The organism is Corynebacterium sp. HS2168-gen11, assembly GCF_024834075.1.
Taxonomy (GTDB): Bacteria; Actinomycetota; Actinomycetes; order Mycobacteriales; family Mycobacteriaceae; genus Corynebacterium.
Genome location: NZ_JANUXR010000007.1, coordinates 35,191 through 57,326, shown reverse-complemented (window position 1 = coordinate 57,326; position 22,136 = coordinate 35,191). Strand labels below are relative to the sequence as shown.

The 22,136-nt window shown below is 51.3% G+C and carries 19 protein-coding genes; 10 read left to right on the top strand and 9 right to left on the bottom strand.

Translation table 11 applies throughout. The features are described from left to right. The first annotated feature begins 27 nt into the window (after positions 1-27). A complete protein-coding gene (locus NXS99_RS06330) occupies positions 28-1,389 on the top strand; it encodes a DUF5129 domain-containing protein (protein WP_259287819.1) in 1,362 nt (453 codons plus the stop codon). A gap of 235 nt (positions 1,390-1,624) precedes the next feature. On the opposite strand, the gene NXS99_RS06325 is transcribed toward NXS99_RS06330, so the two are convergent. The 3 genes from NXS99_RS06325 to NXS99_RS09190 form a co-directional block, all read right to left on the bottom strand. Next, complete coding sequence (locus NXS99_RS06325) at positions 1,625-2,143, bottom strand: phosphatase PAP2 family protein (protein ID WP_259287818.1); 519 nt, start codon at positions 2,141-2,143, stop codon at positions 1,625-1,627. 12 nt (positions 2,144-2,155) lie between these two features. Further along, entirely contained in the window at positions 2,156-3,319 is a 1,164-nt protein-coding gene (gene glf / locus NXS99_RS06320; protein ID WP_259287817.1) for a UDP-galactopyranose mutase, read from the bottom strand. A 380-nt stretch (positions 3,320-3,699) separates the two neighbouring features. Beyond that, on the bottom strand, positions 3,700-3,852 hold the full coding sequence (locus NXS99_RS09190) for an IS3 family transposase (RefSeq protein WP_396124829.1): 153 nt from the start codon (positions 3,850-3,852) through the stop codon (positions 3,700-3,702). A gap of 758 nt (positions 3,853-4,610) precedes the next feature. On the opposite strand from NXS99_RS09190, the gene NXS99_RS06315 reads away from it, so the two are divergent. From NXS99_RS06315 to NXS99_RS06305, 3 genes are all read left to right on the top strand, one after another. Continuing rightward, a complete protein-coding gene (locus tag NXS99_RS06315; protein WP_259287816.1) occupies positions 4,611-4,751 on the top strand; it encodes a hypothetical protein in 141 nt (46 codons plus the stop codon). 1,459 nt (positions 4,752-6,210) lie between these two features. Beyond that, positions 6,211-6,840, top strand: coding sequence for a DM13 domain-containing protein (locus tag NXS99_RS06310; RefSeq protein ID WP_259287815.1), 630 nt, complete (start codon positions 6,211-6,213; stop codon positions 6,838-6,840). Between the two features lie 600 nt (positions 6,841-7,440). After that, positions 7,441-9,396 carry an N-acetylmuramoyl-L-alanine amidase gene (locus tag NXS99_RS06305; protein ID WP_259287814.1) on the top strand — a complete coding sequence of 652 codons (1,956 nt, stop codon included), beginning with the start codon at positions 7,441-7,443 and terminating at the stop codon, positions 9,394-9,396. 235 nt (positions 9,397-9,631) lie between these two features. Here the strand turns inward: NXS99_RS06305 and NXS99_RS06300 are convergent, their stop codons facing one another. The 3 genes from NXS99_RS06300 to serS all read right to left on the bottom strand — a co-directional run bounded on the left by NXS99_RS06300 (position 9,632) and on the right by serS (position 12,650). Then, positions 9,632-10,435: an HAD family hydrolase gene (locus NXS99_RS06300; RefSeq protein ID WP_259287813.1), complete on the bottom strand. Its 804-nt coding sequence runs from the start codon at positions 10,433-10,435 to the stop codon at positions 9,632-9,634. 40 nt (positions 10,436-10,475) lie between these two features. Beyond that, a complete protein-coding gene (locus NXS99_RS06295; protein WP_259287896.1) occupies positions 10,476-11,324 on the bottom strand; it encodes a 1-acyl-sn-glycerol-3-phosphate acyltransferase in 849 nt (282 codons plus the stop codon). 66 nt (positions 11,325-11,390) lie between these two features. Continuing rightward, positions 11,391-12,650 (bottom strand): serine--tRNA ligase, encoded by a 1,260-nt coding sequence (serS, locus tag NXS99_RS06290; protein ID WP_259287812.1) that lies wholly within the window; start codon positions 12,648-12,650, stop codon positions 11,391-11,393. A gap of 93 nt (positions 12,651-12,743) precedes the next feature. Between serS and NXS99_RS06285 the strand changes: the two genes are divergently transcribed. Together NXS99_RS06285 and NXS99_RS06280 are read left to right on the top strand one after the other, a co-directional pair. Beyond that, positions 12,744-13,493: a GntR family transcriptional regulator gene (locus NXS99_RS06285; protein WP_259287811.1), complete on the top strand. Its 750-nt coding sequence runs from the start codon at positions 12,744-12,746 to the stop codon at positions 13,491-13,493. A 7-nt stretch (positions 13,494-13,500) separates the two neighbouring features. After that, the gene (locus tag NXS99_RS06280) at positions 13,501-14,538 is read left to right on the top strand and encodes a septum formation family protein (RefSeq protein ID WP_259287810.1); all 1,038 of its coding nucleotides are present in this window, start codon (positions 13,501-13,503) and stop codon (positions 14,536-14,538) included. 320 nt (positions 14,539-14,858) lie between these two features. Here the strand turns inward: NXS99_RS06280 and NXS99_RS06275 are convergent, their stop codons facing one another. Together NXS99_RS06275 and pheA are read right to left on the bottom strand one after the other, a co-directional pair. Further along, a complete protein-coding gene (locus NXS99_RS06275) occupies positions 14,859-15,545 on the bottom strand; it encodes a histidine phosphatase family protein (RefSeq protein WP_259287809.1) in 687 nt (228 codons plus the stop codon). Positions 15,546-15,605: 60 nt separating this feature from the next. After that, positions 15,606-16,664 (bottom strand): prephenate dehydratase, encoded by a 1,059-nt coding sequence (gene pheA, locus NXS99_RS06270; RefSeq protein WP_259287808.1) that lies wholly within the window; start codon positions 16,662-16,664, stop codon positions 15,606-15,608. A 43-nt stretch (positions 16,665-16,707) separates the two neighbouring features. On the opposite strand from pheA, the gene NXS99_RS06265 reads away from it, so the two are divergent. From NXS99_RS06265 to NXS99_RS06250, 4 genes are all read left to right on the top strand, one after another. After that, complete coding sequence (locus tag NXS99_RS06265) at positions 16,708-17,865, top strand: amidase (RefSeq protein WP_259287807.1); 1,158 nt, start codon at positions 16,708-16,710, stop codon at positions 17,863-17,865. 52 nt (positions 17,866-17,917) lie between these two features. Beyond that, the gene (locus NXS99_RS06260) at positions 17,918-19,216 is read left to right on the top strand and encodes an LCP family protein (protein WP_259287806.1); all 1,299 of its coding nucleotides are present in this window, start codon (positions 17,918-17,920) and stop codon (positions 19,214-19,216) included. Between the two features lie 186 nt (positions 19,217-19,402). Beyond that, positions 19,403-20,296 (top strand): SPFH domain-containing protein, encoded by an 894-nt coding sequence (locus NXS99_RS06255; RefSeq protein WP_259287805.1) that lies wholly within the window; start codon positions 19,403-19,405, stop codon positions 20,294-20,296. Beyond that, the gene (locus NXS99_RS06250; protein WP_259287804.1) at positions 20,296-20,499 is read left to right on the top strand and encodes a hypothetical protein; all 204 of its coding nucleotides are present in this window, start codon (positions 20,296-20,298) and stop codon (positions 20,497-20,499) included. The genes NXS99_RS06255 and NXS99_RS06250 overlap by 1 nt, the downstream gene beginning before the upstream one ends. Before the next feature lie 46 nt (positions 20,500-20,545). Here the strand turns inward: NXS99_RS06250 and NXS99_RS06245 are convergent, their stop codons facing one another. Continuing rightward, positions 20,546-22,054: a sodium:alanine symporter family protein gene (locus NXS99_RS06245; RefSeq protein ID WP_259287803.1), complete on the bottom strand. Its 1,509-nt coding sequence runs from the start codon at positions 22,052-22,054 to the stop codon at positions 20,546-20,548. Between the last annotated feature and the right edge of the window lie 82 nt (positions 22,055-22,136).

Below are 22,136 nucleotides of genomic sequence, written 5' to 3'. Positions count from 1 at the left end.
CTGGTGCAAAGTCAGTATCATGGGAATATGTCTGTTTCATTGCGTTTTGTACGTCTGCTTGCCTGTGTCGCCGCACTGGGGATGTTGCTACTCACAGCAATATTTCCAAGTTTGGCACACGCAGGTGAACTCTCACTGCACACAGGTCGTGCTGATCTGACAATTGTCGATTCCAATCACGAGCTTGACGCAGCCGCCCAAGCAGATTTGACTACTTTCGTGCAAAACACCCCACTGCCAGCAGTCATTGAACACGTTGTGGTGCTGACCTTCCCAAATGGCGAGGATCCGTTTAATGATTATGTTGCCGGCAAGTTGCGTACTGAGCATCCAGAACTTCTGAACAGCAGCTTGAATACTTTTAAAGAACACTCAATTGTGTTTGCGTTTTCCATGCCAGATCGTTTCTTTGGAGTGTATTCCAGCCACGATGTGGATGATGCCATTCGCAATACCGATGAAATTGACTACTATCTCGCCCCGATGAAGCCGCTGCTGCGCGAAAATAATATTACTGGCGCGATTAAGGTGGCACTTTTAGCATCACAACAGCCACCAAAGCCAACTGATGTACGCCCATTCTTAGCGGTCGCCGGCTTGGTCTCTGTTGCAGGCGTTGGCGCTGCGGGAACCTTGACCCTGCGTCATAGCACGAAAAAAGCGCGTCGTCGCTATGAGACGATCAGAGCTGGCTATGCCGAAATCGTCGAGAAGCTACCGGCCACGAATGTTTATGCACATTCCACAACCAATGTGCTTGTCGACGCTGAACTGCGCAGCCAATGGGACACAGTACGTGAAAATTTTGAAGCGTCGCACGAAAAATTCCAGCGCTTACCAGAGCTTTCCACTAACAAGGATTTCCGCAAGCACGCTCGGCTGATTGGTCAGATTCACAAAGATGTTGAGCACGCGATCACTGCGATTGACAATATTGCCACCTTGCATGATTTTGATGCAGGTGATGTGCAAACTCGTCGAAAGATTCTCAGCGAACTGCGTAGTGATATTGAACAGGCCGCATTATCCAAGAAGTCGGAAGCGTATCGCGACGAATTGCACGAATTAGAGCGTCAAATCAAAGATGCTCTCCTGCACCCAGATGCATCCGATGTTGTGGCAATCTATGCCGAAATATTGCGCAAATATCAAGGCATTGTGACTGCAATTGCAAGACAAGAAGTCACCGATATTGATCCGCAGGAGTATCCACCAACCGCAATCTGGGATGCAAGCTGGCGTCCAGGCTATGGCTATTACGGCTATGTGCCGTATGTGTCGTTAAATAGCTGGCAAACGGAGCAGCATGAAATGCGAAGCTCCAGTTCGAGCAGCTCAACTGGATTCAGTGGCGGCTTTAGTGGCGGCGGTGGATCGAGTAGGTTCTAACTACTCAACGATCACTGTAGGAAGTGGCCCACGTTATGCGTGGGCTGGCGTGATGCATCGGTCATTGCGCGGGCTGCTTGGTGCGCAGGCTAACGTGGGTAGAGCGCGGGCGCAGGTACAGTGTGGACGGTGCGGACGGTGCGGGCTAGCGTGGGTAGAGCGCGGGCTGGCGCGGGCTGGCGTGATGCGCGGGCGCGGCCGGCATAATGCGAGGACAGGCCGCCGCACACCTGCATTATTGCTTCCAGGCGTTTCGCGTCATTATGTGCGTAACGCTCAACGACCACACACTTCCCAGCACCAAGCCAGCACAGACATCAGTTGCCCAATGTATGCCGACATATAAGCGCGATGCAGCAAGCAAAAGTGCAACAGACCAGGCCAATATGTGCACGCTGCGACGAGACCATAACAGCGTAATTGTCATTGCAATTGCGGCAATCGTTGCAGCATGCCCAGATGGGAAGGAATAACTGGTAGCTTCCACTAATTGAAATTCAGCTGGTGGGCGGGCACGTTGCACGACTAATTTCAATAGTTCTACACCAACTGCTGTGCTTGCCGTAGTTACAGCAAGCACAATCCAGCGGCGATGTCGGTTCCACAGTGCGAGTACGCCAATGAGCACCACTAAATTTCGTGGCCGCATGCTCGTCGTCCAGGCTGCAATCCAAGGATCCAGCCCAGCGACTCGCATATGGTAAAACCACTGGTAAATGGTGTCGTCAAAGGCAGAAATACTGCTGGAAACCATAGTGATGAAGGCTTAGGACAATGCGTCGATAAGCTTGTTCTCAAACATGGTTAATGCCGAAGCGATAGCCATGTGCATATCCAAATACTGGTAGGTGCCCAGGCGTCCACCGAAATAGACCTTATGATCGCGGGTTTCTTGCTCGGCAAGCTCGCGATATTTCAGCAGCATTTCACGGTCGCTCGGGGTGTTAATTGGGTAATATGGCTCGTCGGTGTCATCGGCGAAACGCGAATATTCCTTCATAATTACCGTCTTATCCTTTGGATAGCGGTCTTCGCGCTCCGGATGGAAATGACGGAACTCATGGATACGGGTGTATGGATATTCTGCGTCGTTATAGTTCATCACCGAAGTGCCTTGGAAATCGCCCACTGGCAACACTTCAGTTTCAAAATCAAGGGTACGCCAACCCAGCTTGCCCTCGGAATAGTCGAAATAACGATCAAGTGGGCCGGTGTAGACAATCGGCGCAGCTGGATTTTCTGCACGGATTTCATCGCGAACTGCGAACCAGTCAGTGTCGAGGCGCACTTCAATATTTTCATGAGCGGCCATGTTTTCTAGCCACGCAGCGTAGCCGTCGACAGGCAGGCCCTCATAGGTGTCGTTGAAATAGCGGTTGTCGAAGTTGTAGCGCACTGGCAGGCGAGTGATATTGCCAGCTGGGAGCTCTTTTGGATCAGTTTGCCACTGTTTTGCGGTGTAGTCGCGGATGAAGGCTTCGTACAGTGGACGTCCTATTAAGGAAATTGCCTTTTCTTCGAGGTTGGTGGCGTCTTCGCTGTTGATCTCACTTGCTTGCTCAGCGATTAATTCGCGTGCCTCGGTTGGTGAGTAGTAGCGACCAAAGAATTGATTGATCAGACCCAAGCCCATTGGGAATTGGTAGGCAGTGCCTTTATGCATGGCAAACACACGGTGCTGATAGCCGGTGAACTTGGTGAATTGGTTCACATATTCCCATACTCGCTCGTTTGAGGTGTGGAACAAGTGCGCACCGTACTTGTGAATTTCAATACCGGTTTGTGGCTCTGCCTCGGAGTATGCGTTGCCGCCTAGGTGCGAACGACGCTCCACGATGAGCACTTTTTTGCCCAGTTGGGACGCCGCCCGTTCTGCTACTGTGAGGCCAAACAGGCCAGAACCTACCACGATCAGGTCATATTTCGTCATATATAGCAGCCTAATGGCACTTTGAGATTCCTTTGAGCGACACACCCCAGCGAGCTTGTGTTGCTTTTCAGCTCACAGTTCTCGCAACGCCTTACAGAAATCTCGACCAACACTTCATCACAGTTTGTATCCTGCCGCGGCAATGCTTCAGTACACATCGAATCCGATAACGCCCATCCAATAATCCGCCTGGAAAACATATCAGTGACAAAAGGTGTGTACACAAAGCTTTTTACAAGTACGAACATAAGTAATATCAGCAACCCACAACCGATTCGGCCTAAGGTACTTGAATATGCACGGCACACCAAGTCTTAGGCGAGTATTTGGATTCTTGGGTTGGCGAGTTGCTACAACGCACCGACTTTTATCTTTTGCCGCTAATCAGCAAGGCGCATCAAACGAGCGGTTTGCTCATAACCAATGCCGATTCCTTCACGGCAACGTGCATGCCATATCTTCGGAATCGCGTAGACACTGTGGTTATCTTGATGAATCTTAACGATGCGTTCTGCCAGCGCAGCATCGGGCAAGCTACGGAATACTTATGCCACGGGATTTTGATTGGCGGTATCCCAGGGCAATAATACAACCGCCAACACGATAGGTGTTGAATGCCTTGCAGATGCACTCGATAGAGAAACGATTCCAATAGTCATCAATGAACCGGATTATTTCCGACGTTTCAGGTCGAGTTCCTACAAGAAAAAAGCCGATGATGCGGTTGTTGTATCCTGCTCAAATTTCTTTGGCATAGTCTAGATTCTCCCGTCTGAATTAAACGGAACACTCATCTAGCACGCTTCACCCAACCGGATGCGGACGTTATCCCTCGCTACTCGCCACACAGGGTGGGGTCAGACCGGCAGAGGCTTAGGCCCCCACACCCCGGCTGCTGATGGGGCGTGCTCCACACCCCTAACCCGTGAGCGGGCGCGGGCTTTACAGGCGCGGTGATGCGAACATGAAGGCGCTACTGAAGCCCTTGAGAGCACTTAGGAAGGAAAACGGGGGGACACTCCAGGGGTAAATACTTGGATTCGGATGTAGTTAACTGAATATTCTCAATCTTCAACTTACCCCCGTACATATTGTGTTTTAAATTATTATCACATTCGTCTTTAACGGGTAATCAATGGTGAAAGTAGTTAATCGACAGTAGCGAAGGAGACGAGGTACTGGTTTTGTAAAAAATTTGATCTACCCCCTTGTCGGAAGTCGGATTGTCTATTAGTATGTGTGTCAAGTTGCTGTTCAACTTCAACAGCCCAAGCATCAAAAGGAGGAAAACATGAAGATACCAGTTCCTAAAACAGTTATCGCAACTCTGTTTATTACAGTACTAACAACCCTCACCCCACATGCGTATGCGAGCGAAGTAAACGAAGGAGATTTTACGGTTCGAGAAGCTATTGCTCCAGCACCATCCTAGAACTCTGATGGTTACGCTCCGCGCAGTGCAGATGGTGGGTCGTGGGCGCCGGGTGGCACAGGCGCATTCAACTGGCTCTATGTAAAGGGCAAGGGGTTAAATGTAAGGACTGCGGCCGTGTCATACGTCCCGGGTAAAGAGCTCCTAGAGAAAAACGCGTGTGTTGATGAATTTGAGATTGCCTACTATAAAAATGGGCGGCGAATCACCGAAACTGCTAGGGGACGCTGCGCTCCTATTCGAGTTTTACACACGTTTAACATTGGTAAAAATCTAGATGCACACAGTCCCTTCTGTGGCCGAGTTCGTATTGGTGATAGTTGGGGTAACTATGCGTGCGTCGATATTCGTCCGTAGATATACGATTGCTTTAGATACATGATTGGATTTTTGGAAATACTCGCTATTGGGGCTTTTCTTTTAGTCCCTGTTCTTATAATTTTGGTTGCCTTTAAAGTGGGTCAGATTCTGATTAATATTCAAAAAGACGTTAATCACATCTCAAAAGAACTTCGGAACAGAGATACTTAACCAACTTTATAAGTAACGGCGCGGAAGGTATGGCTTATGGCTTCCGCGCCGTTCTAGTATGAGAAAGTACCTGGCATCGAAGCTAAACACCTCCAGGATCACAATGGAATCTATACGGGCGGTGTAGCGTGTTATGTTCTGAGTAGGGGCATTAAAGGCGTGATTTTATGACCAATATTGTGCTTCTGAAGCGTTTAAGGGCATTGCTTACGGCATTCATGTTTTGCGGTTGTGGCTTTGCTGCTGCGAGGCTTCGCACTTTGCTGTGAAGGAATCGGCATTGGCCATGAACAAACCACTCGTTTGATGCGCCTTGCTGGTCAGCAGCAAAAGATAAAAGTCGGTGCGCTATAACAACTCGCAAACCCAAGAAGCCAGATACTCGCCGAAGACTTGGTGTGCCGTGAATGTTCAAGCACCTTAGGCCGAATCGGTTGCAGGTTGCTGATATTACTTATGTTCGTATTTGTAAAAAGGTTTGTGTACACGACTTTTGTCACTGATGTGTTTTCCAGGCGGATTATTGGATGGGCGTTATCGGATTCGATACATACTGAAGCATTGCCGCTGCAGGCATTAAAATCAGGCGATTTTATGCGCGAAGAAAACCACAGGAGATGATTCATCATTTAGACCACGGCTTGATCATAAGCCTCGGTTACCGAACGCCGGTTGAAGTTGAAAAGGAATCTCAAATATCTAACTTTCTCATCAATTCCTATAATCTTCAATCCGTTTGATCTTCAATCTGTTGAATCTATCCACATCAATCAAGATTAAAGACGGCTTGCAAGGAAAACATCGTGCCGGTTTTTAGTGAATCATCTCACATTTCTCACAATTATCGTCATTTCTGCAAACCAATCATCGAAGCACACCGAACTACTTTATGACACCTTAATCTTCCCTCTTTAGAAAGTGAGTCACAATGAAAAAGTCATGGCTGATCGCCGGCGGCGTACTCTTGGCAGTCGTAGTAGCTGCCTCAATTGTGTTGAAACCGTGGTTACTCTTTATTGACACGCGTGTCGATGATGTCATCGCCTATTCCACAACCGCACCAAAGGCAACCTCCGGAACCAACAGTGCTGCACCTGTTTCAGATGCAATGGAATCACCTAGCTCTGATGCTCCGGAAGTTTCTGCATCGGAAACCCCTGCATCGGATGCCCCTGAAACGCCTGCTCCAGAGACTCCTGCATTACCAACATTAGTGTCAAGCGGCCAGTTCATTTCCCACGAGCACCAAACCACCGGTACCGCAAGCATCGTGCGTCAACCCGACGGCAGCCACCAGCTCATTTTGGAGAACCTGGCAACCAGCAACGGTCCTGACGTGCATGTATGGCTTTCACAAGGCCCTGTCGTCGAAGGCACTGCCGGCTGGACCACCGCCAAGGATTATCCACACCTCGATATCGCACCGCTGAAGGGTAATTTGGGCAACCAGGTTTACAACCTTCCACAAGACTTCGATCCAGCGAAATGGCCGACTGTTGATCTATGGTGCGATGATTTCAGCGTGTCCTTCGGCGCCGCTGCTTTGTCCCCACGCTAAATCGCCACATTAGTATTACCTCTACCGTTACAGCCGCGGTGGCTTTGAACGAACGTTCACTTAAGCCATCGCGGCTTTGCTATGCACTCCCCTACGCTTGCTTGACGACGCCACCAGCCGGCAGCATTTCAATTCCACTCACCATTTCTTTCTGTGTGTGCAGCCTGAAACACATGCCAGGCTTTTACTGCCAGTATGTTCTTACAAGGTGTACGGCCGCCGATCTCGTCGCATCTCACCGCATCCGATCTCACAGCACCGTCGCATAGCAACCGCGCAGCCACCGCATCTCGCCGCGCCGCAGCACGACTCACTGCGCCGCCACACCTCGCCACACCTCAAAGCCCACATTTGCACAACACTGACGCACCTTTACCGCATCAATTCCTTAATAGGGTTTTGCGACACGCCGTGTTCAAATAAAGATTTTTTCCTTCATCCCCGCTGTTCACTGCCACTTTCACATAAGTCACATGAGAAACATGCGCTCCAATAGCCTCTTTTTTGCACTATTGTGAACTTAGATTACTGGCTGTATCAGAACTTTCATTCTGTCTCAGCTTAACCAACCTTCACATTTTAATTGTTGGGAGAAATACCGTGAAGCAACGACGTAGCCTGAATAAGGCTCCTACGCGACCTCTGATCGCAACCGGTTTAGCAATTACGCTGACAGCCGGCATGTTAGTCGGTGTGAACAATCAGAATATTTTGTTCACTGAGGGCGAAGGTCCTGCACCAATTGATACTCCACTGGCCACCACCACCTTGGATACTGGTGACAACGTGGTGATCGATGATCCTGAACTTCGTGGCCAAGGCGATGACGAAGCATCTCGCACAGTCAAGCAGTTCAACCGTGCTGAAGAGTTCAATATGTTTGCACTCACCTGGCGCGGCGAGAAAGACATTGCAGCATTCGTACGTTCACAGCGTGCCGATGGATCCTGGTCTGAATGGTTCGACGTTGAGCCACTCGATTATGCCGTTGAAGGCCCGAATACGGTGCAAGGTACCGACCTTGTTTTCGTGGAGCCAACCCGGGCTGTACAGGTCAACCTGACTGGTGTCGATTTGTTCAATGCTGAAGAAGCCCGCACCTTGGACGCTGTCTTCGTTGACGGTGGCAATGCTGGCACCGTTGATACTGAAATCGAATTGGCAAATGATGCAGTTGGCCTGCCAAAGATCATTTCCCGTAAGGGTTGGGGTGCAGATGAGTCTTTGCGCTGCGGTACCCCAGAATTTTTCACCGGTGGTGTGAAGGGTATTTCCATTCACCACACTGCAGGTTCAAATAACTACACTCCTGCACAAGCACCAGGTATTATGCGCGGTATTTTCAAGTACCACGCACGTACCCTGGGTTGGTGCGATATCGGATACCACGCACTTGCTGATAAATACGGCAACCTCTATGAAGGTCGCTTTGGTGGCCTGAACAAGGACGTTATTGGCGCTCACGCAGGTGGTTTCAATAACAACACCTGGGCTATCTCCATGATCGGTGACTATAACAAGGTCGATCCAAGCCCAGAGATGATTAAGTCCGTTGGCGAACTTGCTGGTTGGCGTGCAAAGGTTGCTGGTATTGATCCGCTCGGTTCCAACACTCACGTTTCTGGTGGCACCCGCTTTACGCAGTACAGGCAAGGCACTTCCGTGCGTTTGCCAAATATCTTTGGCCACCGTGACGTTGGTTTAACTGAGTGCCCAGGCGACCTCGGCTATGCCAAGCTCGGCGCGATCCGTACCGTCGCAAAGGCAAAGTACACTTCCATTCAGCTGGGTAACGCAGTTGATACCGGCAAGCAAATGATCGACATCGCTCCAAACGGTGACACGCCAAAGCAAAGTGCGCCTCTGAAGCCAGAAGCCGCTTCCCCTGTGAAACCACAGGCTACTATTTCTGACACCACACAAAATCCAATCTCCGATATTGTGACACTCCTCTCCGCGATTAGTGGCAACAAAAACAGCAAAGACCCTGCAGTTATCGCAACTGCCGCAGTTTCGCTGATCGTTTTGGGAATTGGCGTTGCAACTGCAATGGGTGTTACTCCTGATTCAGTTGCGAAGTTGGGCAATGTCAAGGTCGCAAAGAACCTGAAACTGGAGCAAATTCCACCGATTCTCGACGCCGCAGCTTCAATGTCTTCCGATTCCAAGCTCTCACGTCTGTGGCACCAGCTCTCCCCAGTACTGGGCAAGTTGCGTTCTGGACAGGTGAAATACACCAACGCGAATGGTCGTGAAATCACCTACCAGTTGGCTGAAAACGGCATCCTGCTGGAAACTCCAGAAACCGGTGCGCACGCACTGTGGGGCGCAATTGGTGACGCTTGGGCTGGTCAGGGCTTCGATCTCGGCCCACTTGGCCTGCCACTGAACGAAGAATACCGTGATGGCGACAAGATTCGCGTGGACTTCGAGGGAGGTTTCATCACCTTCGACCCAGCAACTGGTGCTCTTGATATTCAAGCTGCGAATCCTGATGCAATCCCAGGCTTGGAAGAAATCCCAGCAGTTGAATGGGATGGCGTTGTTGGCCACTAAGGGCTAACCACCAACCACTTTCATACTCCCAACACCGTCGCGTACAAGCATTATGCCTGTACGCGACGGTTTTTCTCCTCTTTAACCAACGCGCTTGACGACGTTTCACCGCAATAGCATCAACCACATGTATTCATCCTGCATTGCATGCCTGATAAATATTCCACGCCAAACATGGACACACAACAATTGCTTACCACCGCGTTGTTGTGATCCGTGATAAAGCAGTGCCCGCTTAAAATAAGCGTTCCAAGACGCGGGCAACGCCGTCGTCGTCAAGCGAAGTTGTCACTTCATCCGCGATATCTTTTAATGCTTGCTGCGCATTGCCCATTGCCACACCATGTCCCGCCCATTGCAGCATTTCTTGATCATTGCGCATATCGCCAAAGGCAATCGCGTCGCGTGCAGGTATGCCAAGTATCTTGCTGACTTCCGCCAAACCACTGGCTTTCGTCACCCCAGATGCGGAAACTTCTAGGATGCCTTCGCCCAGCGAATAGGTCAGCTGCCCTAATGAAGGTGGAAGAATCGCGCTAATCTGGTCATAGAGCTGCGCGGAAGTATAGCGATCATTGCGCAAAAAGAGTTTCACCGCTGGCTCAGATACAAGCTCCGCATCGGTTTGCTCGATATGTTCGGTGCTGTCCCACACGTGCTCAAAATCATAGGCAGTTACAAAACAATCCCGTTTATCCTCTGCACGTTGCCCGGCGCGCTCAGCGGCCAGCGTCACTGGAATCTGCGCTCGTACCTTCGCCACGATTTCGCGCATGATATCTGGCTGCAAACTGTGATTGACCAAAATTTTATCTGCAGCCGAGTCATAAATAATTGCGCCATTCGAGCACACGCACAGCGGATGAATCTGCAACTGTTCCAACACCGGAAACACCCAGCGTGCGGGCCTGCCGGTGGCCAGGACAAACGTAGCGCTTTTCGACGCCCGGTGCACAATCTTCCGTAATCGCGGAGTCACGCGCTCTGCGGAGGTCAGAAACGTCCCATCAATATCACTGACGATCAATTTCGGTTTCATATTCCCCCACTTTGCGCGTCTTTATTTGGTGCTGATCATACTACCGCTTCTTTTGTAATGCCTTGGCAAAGTCATACGCTTGCCGTTGTGCTCGCTTGGCGATTCGTGCAGCACGGGCAGCTGCATTTAACGCATCAGCTTCTTCTATCGTAGGTGCAGTTCCGCCCATTGTAGCCGGCAACCACGACTGGCCTGGTTCAAATGGGCCATAGGTTGAGCTGTAGTTTTCCTGCAATTTCCTTAATAGGGATTGCATGGCCGCATACAGCCGCGCCGTATCCTTCTCCGCATCGCCTGTGCACACGATCGGCTCTCCAACTGATACCCACACTGGAATGTGCTTGCGCCCTAAGTTGGCCGCTTGGCCTTTGGTCCAGATGCGCTGCGATCCCCAGATGGCAATTGGGATCAGCGGAACCCCAGCTTGGTGTGCAATACGTGCAGCACCGGTTTTAAATTCGGTCAGTTCTAATGACCTAGAAATCGTGCCTTCGGGGAAAATACCCACCAGGTTGCCTTCTTGTAGCCGCTCAACTGCTTCATGCAGTGCACCTTTTCCTGCGGAACGATCCACGGAAATGTGCTTCATTTTCCGCATGAAAAACGACACACATGGTTTGAACAGTTCTTGTTTACCCATAAAGCGAACCAGTCGCTTGCCACGAACTCGTGCAACCGTGCCTGCGAAAATAAAGTCGTAGTACCCGGTGTGGTTCATAGCAAGCAACCCAGCACCCTGCGCTGGAATATGTTCGGCACCAAACACTGTCACCTTAATACCTTGGGCGCGGAGCAGTGCAATCACAACTTGAATGGCACTGTTATACCAACATTCCCTGGATTCAGGATGGTTATTCAGTGGCTCGAGGCTTTCTTCCACGTAAAACAGTGATTCACTGGGACGAAAGCCTGGAAGCACATATCGCGCGTCGCGGGTGCGGTCGTTGGTATTCACTTACTTCTTCGGCTCCAGAATTTCCTTGCCCACAAATGGACGTAATGCTTCTGGCACAATCACAGAGCCATCAGCTTGCTGATTATTCTCCAAAATAGCGACCAACCAGCGAGTTGTGGCCAACGTACCATTCAGTGTTGCCGCGATTTGTGCTTTGCCGTTTTCATCACGGTAGCGCGTTTGCAGGCGACGTGCCTGGTAGGTGGTGCAGTTCGAGGTCGAGGTGAGCTCACGGTAGGTTTGCTGCGTTGGCACCCACGCCTCAGTATCAAACTTACGTGCTGCCGAGGAGCCTAAATCGCCACCGGCAACATCGATCACGCGGTATGGCACTTCAACGGCTGAAAGCATGGCGCGTTCCATATCAAGCAGTGCTTGGTGCTGCGCTACTGCTTCTTCTGGCTTGCAGTAAACGAACATTTCAAGTTTATCGAATTGGTGCACGCGCAAAATACCGCGAGTGTCTTTACCATAGGATCCTGCTTCACGACGGAAACAGCTCGACCAACCGGCGTATTTCACCGGACCATTGCTAAGATCAATAATTTCATCCTGGTGGTAGCCGGCCAATGCCACTTCCGAGGTACCAACGAGGTAGAGATCATCGCGCTCAAGATAATAAATTTCTTCAGCATGCGCGCCTAAGAAACCAGTACCACTCATCACTTCTGGGCGTACCAGCACTGGTGGGATCATCAGCTGGAAACCGGCCTCGCGTGCCTTTTGTGCTGCTAAGGTCAGCATGCCAAGCTGCAAGAATGCGCCATCACCAGTGAGGTAGTAGAAACGTGCACCACTGACTTTGGTGCCGCGCTTGACATCCAGCAAACCTAACGACTCACCCAAATCGAGGTGGTCTTTTGGCTCAAAATCAAAGGTTGGTGGGGTGCCCACATGCTCTAAGACAACGAAATCGTCTTCGCCACCTGCTGGTGCACCTTCAACAATATTGTCAATGCGCATTTGCAGCTGATAGACCTGCTCTTCAGCAGCTTTTTGAGCATCTTCGGCTGCCTTGACTTTGGTTTTCAGCTCATTGGAACCAGCTAACAGTGCTGGTCGATCTTCTGGCGCGGCTTGGCCAATCTTTTTACCAAAAGTCTTTTGCTCATTACGCAGCTCGTCGGCAGCTTGGATGGCTTGGCGGCGAGTTTCGTCGGCGGCGATGAGGGCGTCGACAAGCTCAGGGTCGGCCCCACGTGTGCGTTGGGACTCGCGGACAATGTCTGGGTTTTCGCGGAGGAACTTTAGATCAATCACCCTTCTTAGGCTACCGTATGAATTGCACAAAAACTCAAATAAATTGCCAAAAACACTACTGGTTATTACCACTATGGCGTTAGAATAGAAGCTATGGGCGACCCGAAGCTGGATGAGACCGCCAGATCCCTGACTGACGGAAAGCAGACTCCGAAACACCAACAACTCAGGGAAATCCTTGATGATCTTGTTGATAACCACCTTAAACCAGGTGATATGCTCCCAGGCGAACGAGCGCTTGAGGAACAATACGGAGTCAGCCGCATTACCGTTCGTCGCGCAATCGGTGATCTTGTTGCCAGCGGCAAACTGCGTCGTGCCCGCGGCAAAGGCACATTTGTGGTACATTCACCGCTGGTGGCACGACTGCACTTAGCCAGTTTTTCCGACGAAATGGCCGCGCAAAACGTCGAATCGACCTCCAAAATCTTGTCTTCTGCCTGGTCTCAAGCACCGCACGATGTCACGCATTTCTTCCACACCAATGAACATGAGTACCACACGCACTTGATTCGCCTGCGGCTTGGCAATAACCAACCACTGTGCATCGATGACGGCTGGTACAACTCCACCTTTGCCCCGAATCTGCTCGAAAACGCCGTATATCAGTCGGTCTACTCAATTCTTGAAAACACCTACAACGTGACCATTGATAATGCCGAGCAAATCATTACTGCGGTTGCGGCAAACCCACACGAAGCGCAACTTCTCGACGTCGAAGTCGGGTGCCCACTTCTGAAAGTAATTCGCCTTGCGACCAGTCACGATCGCCCAATCGAGTGGTGTTCATCGCTCTATCGCACTGATCGCTATGCTTTACGCACCTTAATTACTAAGGCATGATAGAGGAATGAAACGTAGTTCTTGGCGTTCGCCTTTGGTGATTCGCATTTTCTTAGTCGCAATCTTATGTGGAGCAGTTGGTGTTGGATCGTATGTGTATGCACTCCATTCCCAGCCAGCTGACGTCGTTGTGCCAAGCGCCCCAGTTACAACCACCACAGCAGTTGCAAAACCAGCGATTTCTTTTATTTCGGCCGCCAAAGGTGACTGTCTGACATGGGATTATAACGGCGATGTTCCAACAAATGTGCAGCAAACTGACTGCGCTTCACCTCACCGATTTGAAATCACCTCGCGCGAAGACTTAGGACTATTCCCAACCAGTGAATTTGCTGAGCATGCACCATTGCCAACGTTGGGCCGCCAAGCACAGTTACGCGAAGAATTATGCTCAGCGCCGACTCAAGAGTACTTAAACAGTACCTTTGATAGCTTTGGTAAATATTCCATTGCCACGATCTTGCCGCCAGAGGAATTCTGGCAAAATGGCGATCGCACGTTACTCTGCGGTCTGCAGGTCACTGACGGTGAGGGAAAGGTTATTACCACGAAGGGTCGCGCAATTGATCAAGATCAATCTCGCATCTTCGAACAAGGCACCTGTCTTGCACTTGATGCAGCGGCGAATCCAGCAACTGTAGAATGCTCCAAGCCACACCAATTAGAGGTAACGGCAGTATTAGATCTCTTGCCAGTGTTTAGCGACGTCGTACCAACCGTTGAGATGCAAGATGCACATTTGCAAAAAGCCTGTACCGTTGCCGCACGTGAATACTTAGGCAGCGACGACGCTTTGTACTATTCCACCTTAAAGCCATTCTGGACCACGATTACCTCGAACTCTTGGGCAGGTGGTTCGCACTCGGTGAACTGCTTTATTAACTTCCCAATCAACGGCGAGCAAGGTCCAACGCTGGGAGAATTACAAGGATCCGCGAAAGAAACCTTCACCATCAATGGCAATCCACCGGAGCAGCGTCCTGAGCGTCAGCCAATTGTGAATCCGGAGGAACTCGAAAAAGTTGATGCGCCAGCACCGCAGTAATTGCAGGTTGTGAGCGTATAGCGGCTGCACCTCACACTGCCTGCTCGCAGGTATCGCAATACCGCACACGCTCACACTCGCAAGCCGGATGCTTCTCGACGCTTACCAGCAGGCACAACCTCTAGCTGCGCAAACCCACCGATTTCCTTAATAGGGTTTTGATGGGTATGCCTCTGCTCCTAGGATTGATCTTCACCTGCCCGCAGTTTTTTCAGCGCCAATATTTTCCTCATGCATAGAAAAAGGGCAGCGTGTACTTGCTGCCCTTCGAGGGGAATACAGGACGTGGCGGCGTCGTCACGCTCACCCGACATTCTGGCTTATACCCGGCGCTGCCCGTGCTCATCGAGATCAACATCTGCCCAACGTGCGCAATGCCAAGCACCGAAGTCGCCGGTTGGTTCGAAAATTGCGAGAGAACCGTTGGCAATATACAGCGACTGTAAAATCTCATCGGAAATATCGGTGCCGTGTGCGCCTAACATACGAATAGCTGCACCATGGGAGACAACTAAGATATCCCGACCAGTTTCGCGGCAGTACGCAGCGCACTGCTCAAGTACCGGAACTGCTCGTTGTAGCAGATCAGCGCCGGTTTCCCCATCGCCCATCCGTGCGGTTAAGGAACGCTGCAGCCAACCATCAAGCGCTTCCGAATAGTTTGCTTGAGCAGCTGGATCATTACGCTTTTCCAAATTGCCCGCTGCCATCTCGTGGATGCCGGTGACAACTTCCATGTCGGTGTCATAGAGCCCCACACCTGGTGCATCAAGATTGCGGCCTTCATAGGCGGTTACTGCCAACAGCATGGTTTGCTGCGCACGTAACGCGACAGAAGAAATTGCGCGCCCAAGATTCGACGTTAAGGTGGCCAAGGTACGTCCACCTGCGATTGCTTGATCGCGACCAATTACTGTTAATTCAGCTCCTGGCGGCACGGTATCAAAATATGCCCCGGCATTTGAGTGGGTCCTACCATGACGCATCACAAAGATTCGTCCAGTCATTATGTCTCCTTTGGCACAGTGCAGCAAAGCTTCACAGAAGTATTGTTTTATCTTACAGCCCTACGCAATTGGATGAGTGCCTTGGTGGAAACTTACCCACTCCTGGGCGCGTTGATAGCGCTTGTGATCCACTCCTGAAGGCGGTACCACATCATGCGAACCTGCAGGCCAAGACCCTAAAAAGGTCATATTCTCGCAGCGCACATATAACGCTTGCAAAGCTTCCGCTACCAGCGCGTCGTGAATATGACCATGTAAATCAACATGGAATCTATAGGTTCCCAATCCTTGCTGTATTGGGCGAGATTCAATTCGCGAAAGATCAACACCACGGACTGCAAATTCGGTCAGTGCCGTAACGAGCGAACCTGGCTCATTTTTGAGTGTAAATACCACCGCTGTTCGATCATGACCTGTTCGTGGTGGCACTGTTCCAGTCGGACCAACGAGCACAAATCTCGTGCGAGCTTGGGCGTTATCTGCGATCTGATCAGCCAGAATTTCCAAACCATGCAAGTAAGCAGCAGGGGCTGGTGCTGCAGCAATATCGACTTGCCCTTGTGCTACTAATCCAGCTGCTGCCGCATTCGAGGATGCTGGCACAAATTCATGTTCTGGAATATGTTGCGCCAACCAGCCTTTGACCTGCTGATAGGCCACAGGATGGGTGCTGATAGTCCGGCATTGCGCATAGGTAGTGCCTGGGCGAACCATTATCGCAAAGCGAATCTCAAGATCCAATTCTGCATAGATTTGCACGCCGCCGTGGGCTTCCGATGCACCGCCTGGTGCGGCGCCTTGAGATTCTGGTGCCAGAAAACCACTGGCTAAGGCATCAAAAGTAGGCGTAACTGGGCCATCAACAGAGTTTTCAATCGCCACACACGCGTAATCAGCACGCCCATTTCGCACAGCGTCAATCGCTTCCTGCGGGCTAGTCACCGGCACCGGCACGACGATCGCGGCAGCATCACGACCAGCACCACCGTCAGCGTCGTCAAGCACGCATATACCATCAACATGTTTGCGCGCCTGGATTCCCCCTTGCGACACAAACTGCCAGAGTGCAGCTTCCGTAAACGTTCCTTGCGGGCCTAAATATGCAATGCGAGTGCTCATAGGCTTCAAGCTTAACCGCTTTGGCAGGTATTCTTAAGGCATCATGGACGTCGACGTTTCCACTTTCTGGCATCGCATCTTACAACTGAGCCCTGCTGAGCACGGATTTAGCTACCTCGATCCAACCGCGCAGCCACCTCAAACCGGCAGACTCAGCGGCTGGATTATTCCTGCCAAAGACCTCAGCGATGTTGCCGGCATGCCAACCAGCTTTGGCAATGCTTCTCGACGCCGCCTGGCCCACAAAACTGACCCATTCATCGCTGCGTACCAGCAACAAGGTGCGTATGTCCCAGGGAAAACGGCCACTTCCGAGCTTGGGCTTTCTGCCTACACCGAACCCGTTGGGCAGGCTCATCCAGAAAATCCCTTGTGGCCAGGGCATACTCCTGGTGGATCATCCGGTGGTGCAGCAGTTGCGGTTGCCCGAGGGCTCGTGCGAGCAGCACATGCCTCTGATGGTGGAGGATCAATTCGAGTTCCTGCTGCGTGCACCGGCATGATCGGTTTTAAGCCGGCTCACGATACTACCGGTGCGAATCCCGTTGCCCAAGGCTTTATTACCGCCACGCTTGCCGATGCCGCGTTCTTGCACACTATTACCCCACCTGCCAAGCTTCGACCACTTCGCATCGGAGTCCTCGCAACTCCAGTCCATGCCCCGGTTGAAGTTGCCACCCATTATCTTGATGCCCTGGAATATGCCGCCACCACATTAGCGGCTCATGGCCATACCATTACCACCGTGCAGCCACCGTACGGACCAGCGCCGTTTGCAGCGTTCCATACACTCTTGGCGTATCGTGCGCGCAAGATTTCTGGAGAAGCATCTCCGCTGGTTGATTGGTTACGCGAGACTGGCCGCCGGTTGCGTCCACATCAGGTTGCAACTGCAATGGAAGAATTCTTCAGTGTGCACGCGCAATTGCGTGCTGCCTGGGATTGTGATGTGCTGCTCTGCCCAACATTAGCCTTCGATCCGCCACCAATTGGCTATTTCTCGTCCCTGGATCCTGCCGAAGATTTTTATACCCAAACCCAATGGACTCCCTGGGCCACCATGTTTAATATGTCTGGCGATGCCGCGCTGAGCATGCCTGTGAGCTCGCCATATACCTCGATCCAGCTCGCGGCCTTGCGTATCGACAGCGCAGAATTATTTGCCTTAGCCACCTGCTTGGATGCTCCGCTTCAAAAGTAAAATCCTGCCGTTGCACTGTCTGAATACTCCAAGACCTACTACGCTTGAGGGCATGAGTTCGAAAGACCCGTTTCGTGACGACAATTTGCTTTACGACGCACACGGCAATCCCATTGTCGATAAACTCGGCAGGCCGATCCGCCGCGATCGTATTGCCCGTTCGCGACGCACCCCGCGTCGTGAAGCATCAGCTGTGCAGCCGCGCCAACAACCACCGCGAACGCATGCGCCACAGTCACATCTTTCGCAGCAGCAGCCACAGCCACAGCCGCGTTCACCACAACCGAGCAGCAACCAACTGCGCTGGGAGCCTTTCCAGCAATCAGATACGCAGTCTGCTGCAGCGCAGTCCTATGCACCGCAACCGCGTACTTCACAGCGCAGTGCTTCACAGCGCAGTGCCCGTGGTCAGCAACGAGCGGGCGTGCCAACTCCGAAGACACGCAAACATCCCTTCAAACGGTTGTTGCTCGTACTCACCAGCTTGTTTGTCGTATTCCTGCTGGCAGCAGGTGTGATTCTGGTACTTGTCGATACCGCTTTTCCACGCGTTGCCGCCTTTCCAGAGCAGCAGATTGCAGCTACTCGTGGCACCAACTGGTTGTTGGTGGGTTCTGATTCGCGTGAGGGTTTATCGGAAGATGAGGCCGCGCGCCTTGGTACCGGTGGTGATTTAGGATCCAAGCGCACCGATACCATTATGGTGTTGCATATGCCGCTCACGGGCCAAGCAACATTGATTTCTTTGCCGCGCGATTCTTATGTTGAGATTCCAGGCTTTGGCATGAACAAGATCAACGCTGCCTTTACCTTTGGTGGTGCGCCATTGCTGGTCAGCACTGTGGAACAAGCAACAGGCATCCATATTGATCACTATGCTGAAATTGGCATGGGCGGGTTAGCAAATGTTGTTGATGCGGTCGGTGGTATTGAGGTTTGCCCACCTGAGCCGCTGGAAGATCCACTGGCAAATCTGTTTATTGGCGCTGGATGCCAACAGGTTAATGGGCCAACAGCACTTGGGTATGTGCGCACGCGCGCTACTCCATTAGGGGATTTAGATCGCGTGCAGCGCCAGCGTGAGTTCTTATCCGCCCTGGTAGATGCCGCAACTCGGCCAAGTACGTTGCTGAATCCGTTCCGCGCGTTCCCAATGGCATTTGCTGGTGCGAAAAGCGTGATTGTTGGCGAACATGATCACAGCTGGCATCTGCTGCGTGTGCTATTTGCAATGCGTCATGGTTTGCGCACTGAAACTGTACCAATTGCTGGATTCGAGACCTATGACGTTGGCAGCGTGGTGCTGTGGGATGAAGCTGGCAGTACTGCACTTTTTGATTCCATCCGCTAAGCACGTGTTGAGCAGGTGCGCTATGGCACAGCACTACCTGCCATAAGCCTTGCGGCTTCTTGGCTGAACACTCTTGAAAACTGATATCACTTTATGTTAATGTGATATCAGTTTTTTATTGCGTGTATTCGGGCATCAACCAGCCACAACGCAGAAATGGTCATGCTTACCCAAAGGAGGAATATAATGACCACCACCGAGCAATCAACCACATCCATTCACGAAACCAGCACCTGGGCACGTGGCGGATCACTGCCATATATTGGACTTGGAATCTTTTTACTCGCCTTAATAGGACTGATCCCACTTGTAATCACATCCCCAATCTATGTTGTCGCGATCGGCATCTGGGGACTCGCATTTGGCTTCTATACTTCGATGCTGCGTATCGTCGGGCCTGGCCAAAGCTTGGTCATTCAACTATTCGGCAAATACGAAGGTACGGTTCGCACAGAAGGCTTACTGCTTATTAAGCCATTCCGTTCCTCAACGAAGACCAGCCTGCGCGTTCGTAACTTCGAAACCGGCACGTTAAAGGTCAATGACCTCAACGGCAATCCGATTCATATCGGCTCAATTATTGTGTGGCGCATTTTTGATACCGCCAAGGCAACTTTCGCCGTCGAAGACGTCAATGAGTTCATCCAATCCCAAGCAGAATCGGCATTACGCCAGGTCGCAACCACTCACCCATATGATTCCAACGATGCAAACCAAGCTCCATCATTAAGCGGCAGCACGGATATTGTCAGTGCCGCACTGGAATCAGCGGTTGCAGAACGCGTAGAACTGGCAGGTATTGAGATTCTTGAAGCACGCATTTCCTCGCTGTCCTATGCCCCTGAAATTGCACAGGCAATGCTCCAACGCCAGCAGGCAGCCGCGATTGTCAACGCTCGTGAAACCATTGTGGAAGGTGCAGTCACAATGGTTGAAAGCGCACTTGAGCAGCTTGAGCGCCGCGAAATTGTCGATCTCGATCCTGAACGTCGCGCAGCAATGGTGTCGAACCTACTGGTGGTCTTATGCTCGGATAATGCCGCGCAACCAGTGCTCAATACTGGTAGTCTTTACGCCTAATGGCACGCAAAAATATTCCACTGCGCATTGATCCTGTGCTTTACGACGCCATTGCGCGTCTCGCGGCAGAAAATCTCTTAAGTGTGAACGCCCAGATTGAGCTGCTCCTACGGGACAACCTGCGTGCACAAGGACGCCTGCCAAAGGATCTTGGTCAATTACCCAAACGCGGACGACCACGCAAGACCACCTCAGCCGAATAGCAGAACATTCCCACACATTTTCGTGCGGGAATGTTCCTACATTTCCTTACAACTCCTGCTCACGATGCCGAGTGGCATAGGTTTCCCAAAACTCTGCATTGCGAATACCAAGCGCAACCGGATCAAAGACTGGGTCTTCTCCAGCACGCTTTTGGCGTTGATAATCCCGTAATGCTTTGTGTGCTGGAATTTGCAAGAACAAGATGGCAAGAATATTCAGCCACGCTGTCATACCAACACCAATATCACCTAGTGCCCAGGCGGTACCAGGGGTGGTGGTCGCACCTACTAAGACCGAGATAATAATCAACACACGCAAGCCCCAAATCACTGCCCGACGTGCCGTGCGGTTGTGAATCCACCGGTTAAAATACGCAAGGTTCGTTTCAGCCATGTAGTAATACGCGATAATCGTCGTAAAGGCGAACAACAGAATTGCCAACGCCACAAAGCTTGGGCCAATCCCTGCTGCAACGGTATTTAAACCAGCCTGCACAAAGCCTGGTCCTACTGCCACGTCAGCGTCTAAGGAGCCGGCATATAGCACCGCGCCTGTTTCAGATTCGCCGGCAAAGACTTTGTACATATCGGTGGAAATGATAATGAACGCCGTAGCTGAGCAAACGAACAAGGTATCGATATACACCGCAAAGGCTTGGACAAAGCCTTGTTTTGCAGGGTGTGAAACTTCTGCGGCGGCAGCGGATTGCGGACCTGTGCCCTGACCTGCTTCATTGGAATAAATGCCGCGTTTCACGCCCCACATAATTGCTACACCCAGCATGCCGGAAAAGGCCGATTCCATATCGAATGCAGAACGGAAGATCAGCAAGAATACATCATCGACGCGATCATAGTGCACAATCAAAATCACAATTGCGGCAATGATATACAGCACCGCCATAAATGGCACAATCATCGATGCAAAGTTCGCAATGCGCTTAATACCACCGATCACAATTGCGGCAAGCACAATTGACAGGACCACACCTGTGATTCGAACATCAACATTCCACGCGTTTTCTACTGCCGCTGCGACACCATTGGCCTGAATACCAGGAAGGAAATACGAGGTGGCAAGTACCATCGCCACGGCAAATACGATGCCATAGACCTTCATAAATGGGCCAGCTTTGGTGTGTCGATAAGCCTTTTCAATATAGTAGGCCGGACCGCCGCGATATTCGCCGGTATCGCGATCTTGCTCTTTATAAATCTGGGCAAGGGTACATTCGACAAAGCTCGTTGCAGAACCAAGAAGGGCAACAACCCACATCCAAAACACTGCACCTGGGCCACCAAAGGCAATTGCGGTGGCAACGCCTGCGATATTACCCACGCCAACGCGGCCTGCCAATGAGATCATTAAGGACTCAAATGAGGAAACACCGTTGTCGGATTTTTCACCATCTCGTAATTGCCGCAGCATATCTGGAATGCAGCGGATCTGGAGAAACCCTGTTGCAAGCGTGAAATACACACCTGCCGCCAGGCATAAAAAGACCAGTGCCGGTGACCAGATGATTGATGTGAAGGTATGAATGATATCTGCCATAGCCTTGAACCTTCCTGTTCGACGAGAAGCAATGGCATCCATGATGTGATTACCATCACGAACAATGGATGAATGTTATTAA

Coding starts and splice junctions, on each gene's coding strand:
- NXS99_RS06265 (WP_259287807.1), top strand. CDS start 16,708: ATGGACGTCGACGTTTCCACTTTCTGGCATCGCATCTTACAACTGAGC.
- NXS99_RS06245 (WP_259287803.1), bottom strand. CDS start 22,054: ATGGCAGATATCATTCATACCTTCACATCAATCATCTGGTCACCGGCA.
- NXS99_RS06255 (WP_259287805.1), top strand. CDS start 19,403: ATGACCACCACCGAGCAATCAACCACATCCATTCACGAAACCAGCACC.
- NXS99_RS06260 (WP_259287806.1), top strand. CDS start 17,918: ATGAGTTCGAAAGACCCGTTTCGTGACGACAATTTGCTTTACGACGCA.
- NXS99_RS06325 (WP_259287818.1), bottom strand. CDS start 2,143: ATGGTTTCCAGCAGTATTTCTGCCTTTGACGACACCATTTACCAGTGG.
- pheA (WP_259287808.1), bottom strand. CDS start 16,664: ATGAGCACTCGCATTGCATATTTAGGCCCGCAAGGAACGTTTACGGAA.
- NXS99_RS06300 (WP_259287813.1), bottom strand. CDS start 10,435: ATGAAACCGAAATTGATCGTCAGTGATATTGATGGGACGTTTCTGACC.
- NXS99_RS06250 (WP_259287804.1), top strand. CDS start 20,296: ATGGCACGCAAAAATATTCCACTGCGCATTGATCCTGTGCTTTACGAC.
- NXS99_RS06310 (WP_259287815.1), top strand. CDS start 6,211: ATGAAAAAGTCATGGCTGATCGCCGGCGGCGTACTCTTGGCAGTCGTA.
- glf (WP_259287817.1), bottom strand. CDS start 3,319: ATGACGAAATATGACCTGATCGTGGTAGGTTCTGGCCTGTTTGGCCTC.
- NXS99_RS06280 (WP_259287810.1), top strand. CDS start 13,501: ATGAAACGTAGTTCTTGGCGTTCGCCTTTGGTGATTCGCATTTTCTTA.
- NXS99_RS06285 (WP_259287811.1), top strand. CDS start 12,744: ATGGGCGACCCGAAGCTGGATGAGACCGCCAGATCCCTGACTGACGGA.
- NXS99_RS06315 (WP_259287816.1), top strand. CDS start 4,611: ATGAAGATACCAGTTCCTAAAACAGTTATCGCAACTCTGTTTATTACA.
- NXS99_RS06275 (WP_259287809.1), bottom strand. CDS start 15,545: ATGACTGGACGAATCTTTGTGATGCGTCATGGTAGGACCCACTCAAAT.
- NXS99_RS06330 (WP_259287819.1), top strand. CDS start 28: ATGTCTGTTTCATTGCGTTTTGTACGTCTGCTTGCCTGTGTCGCCGCA.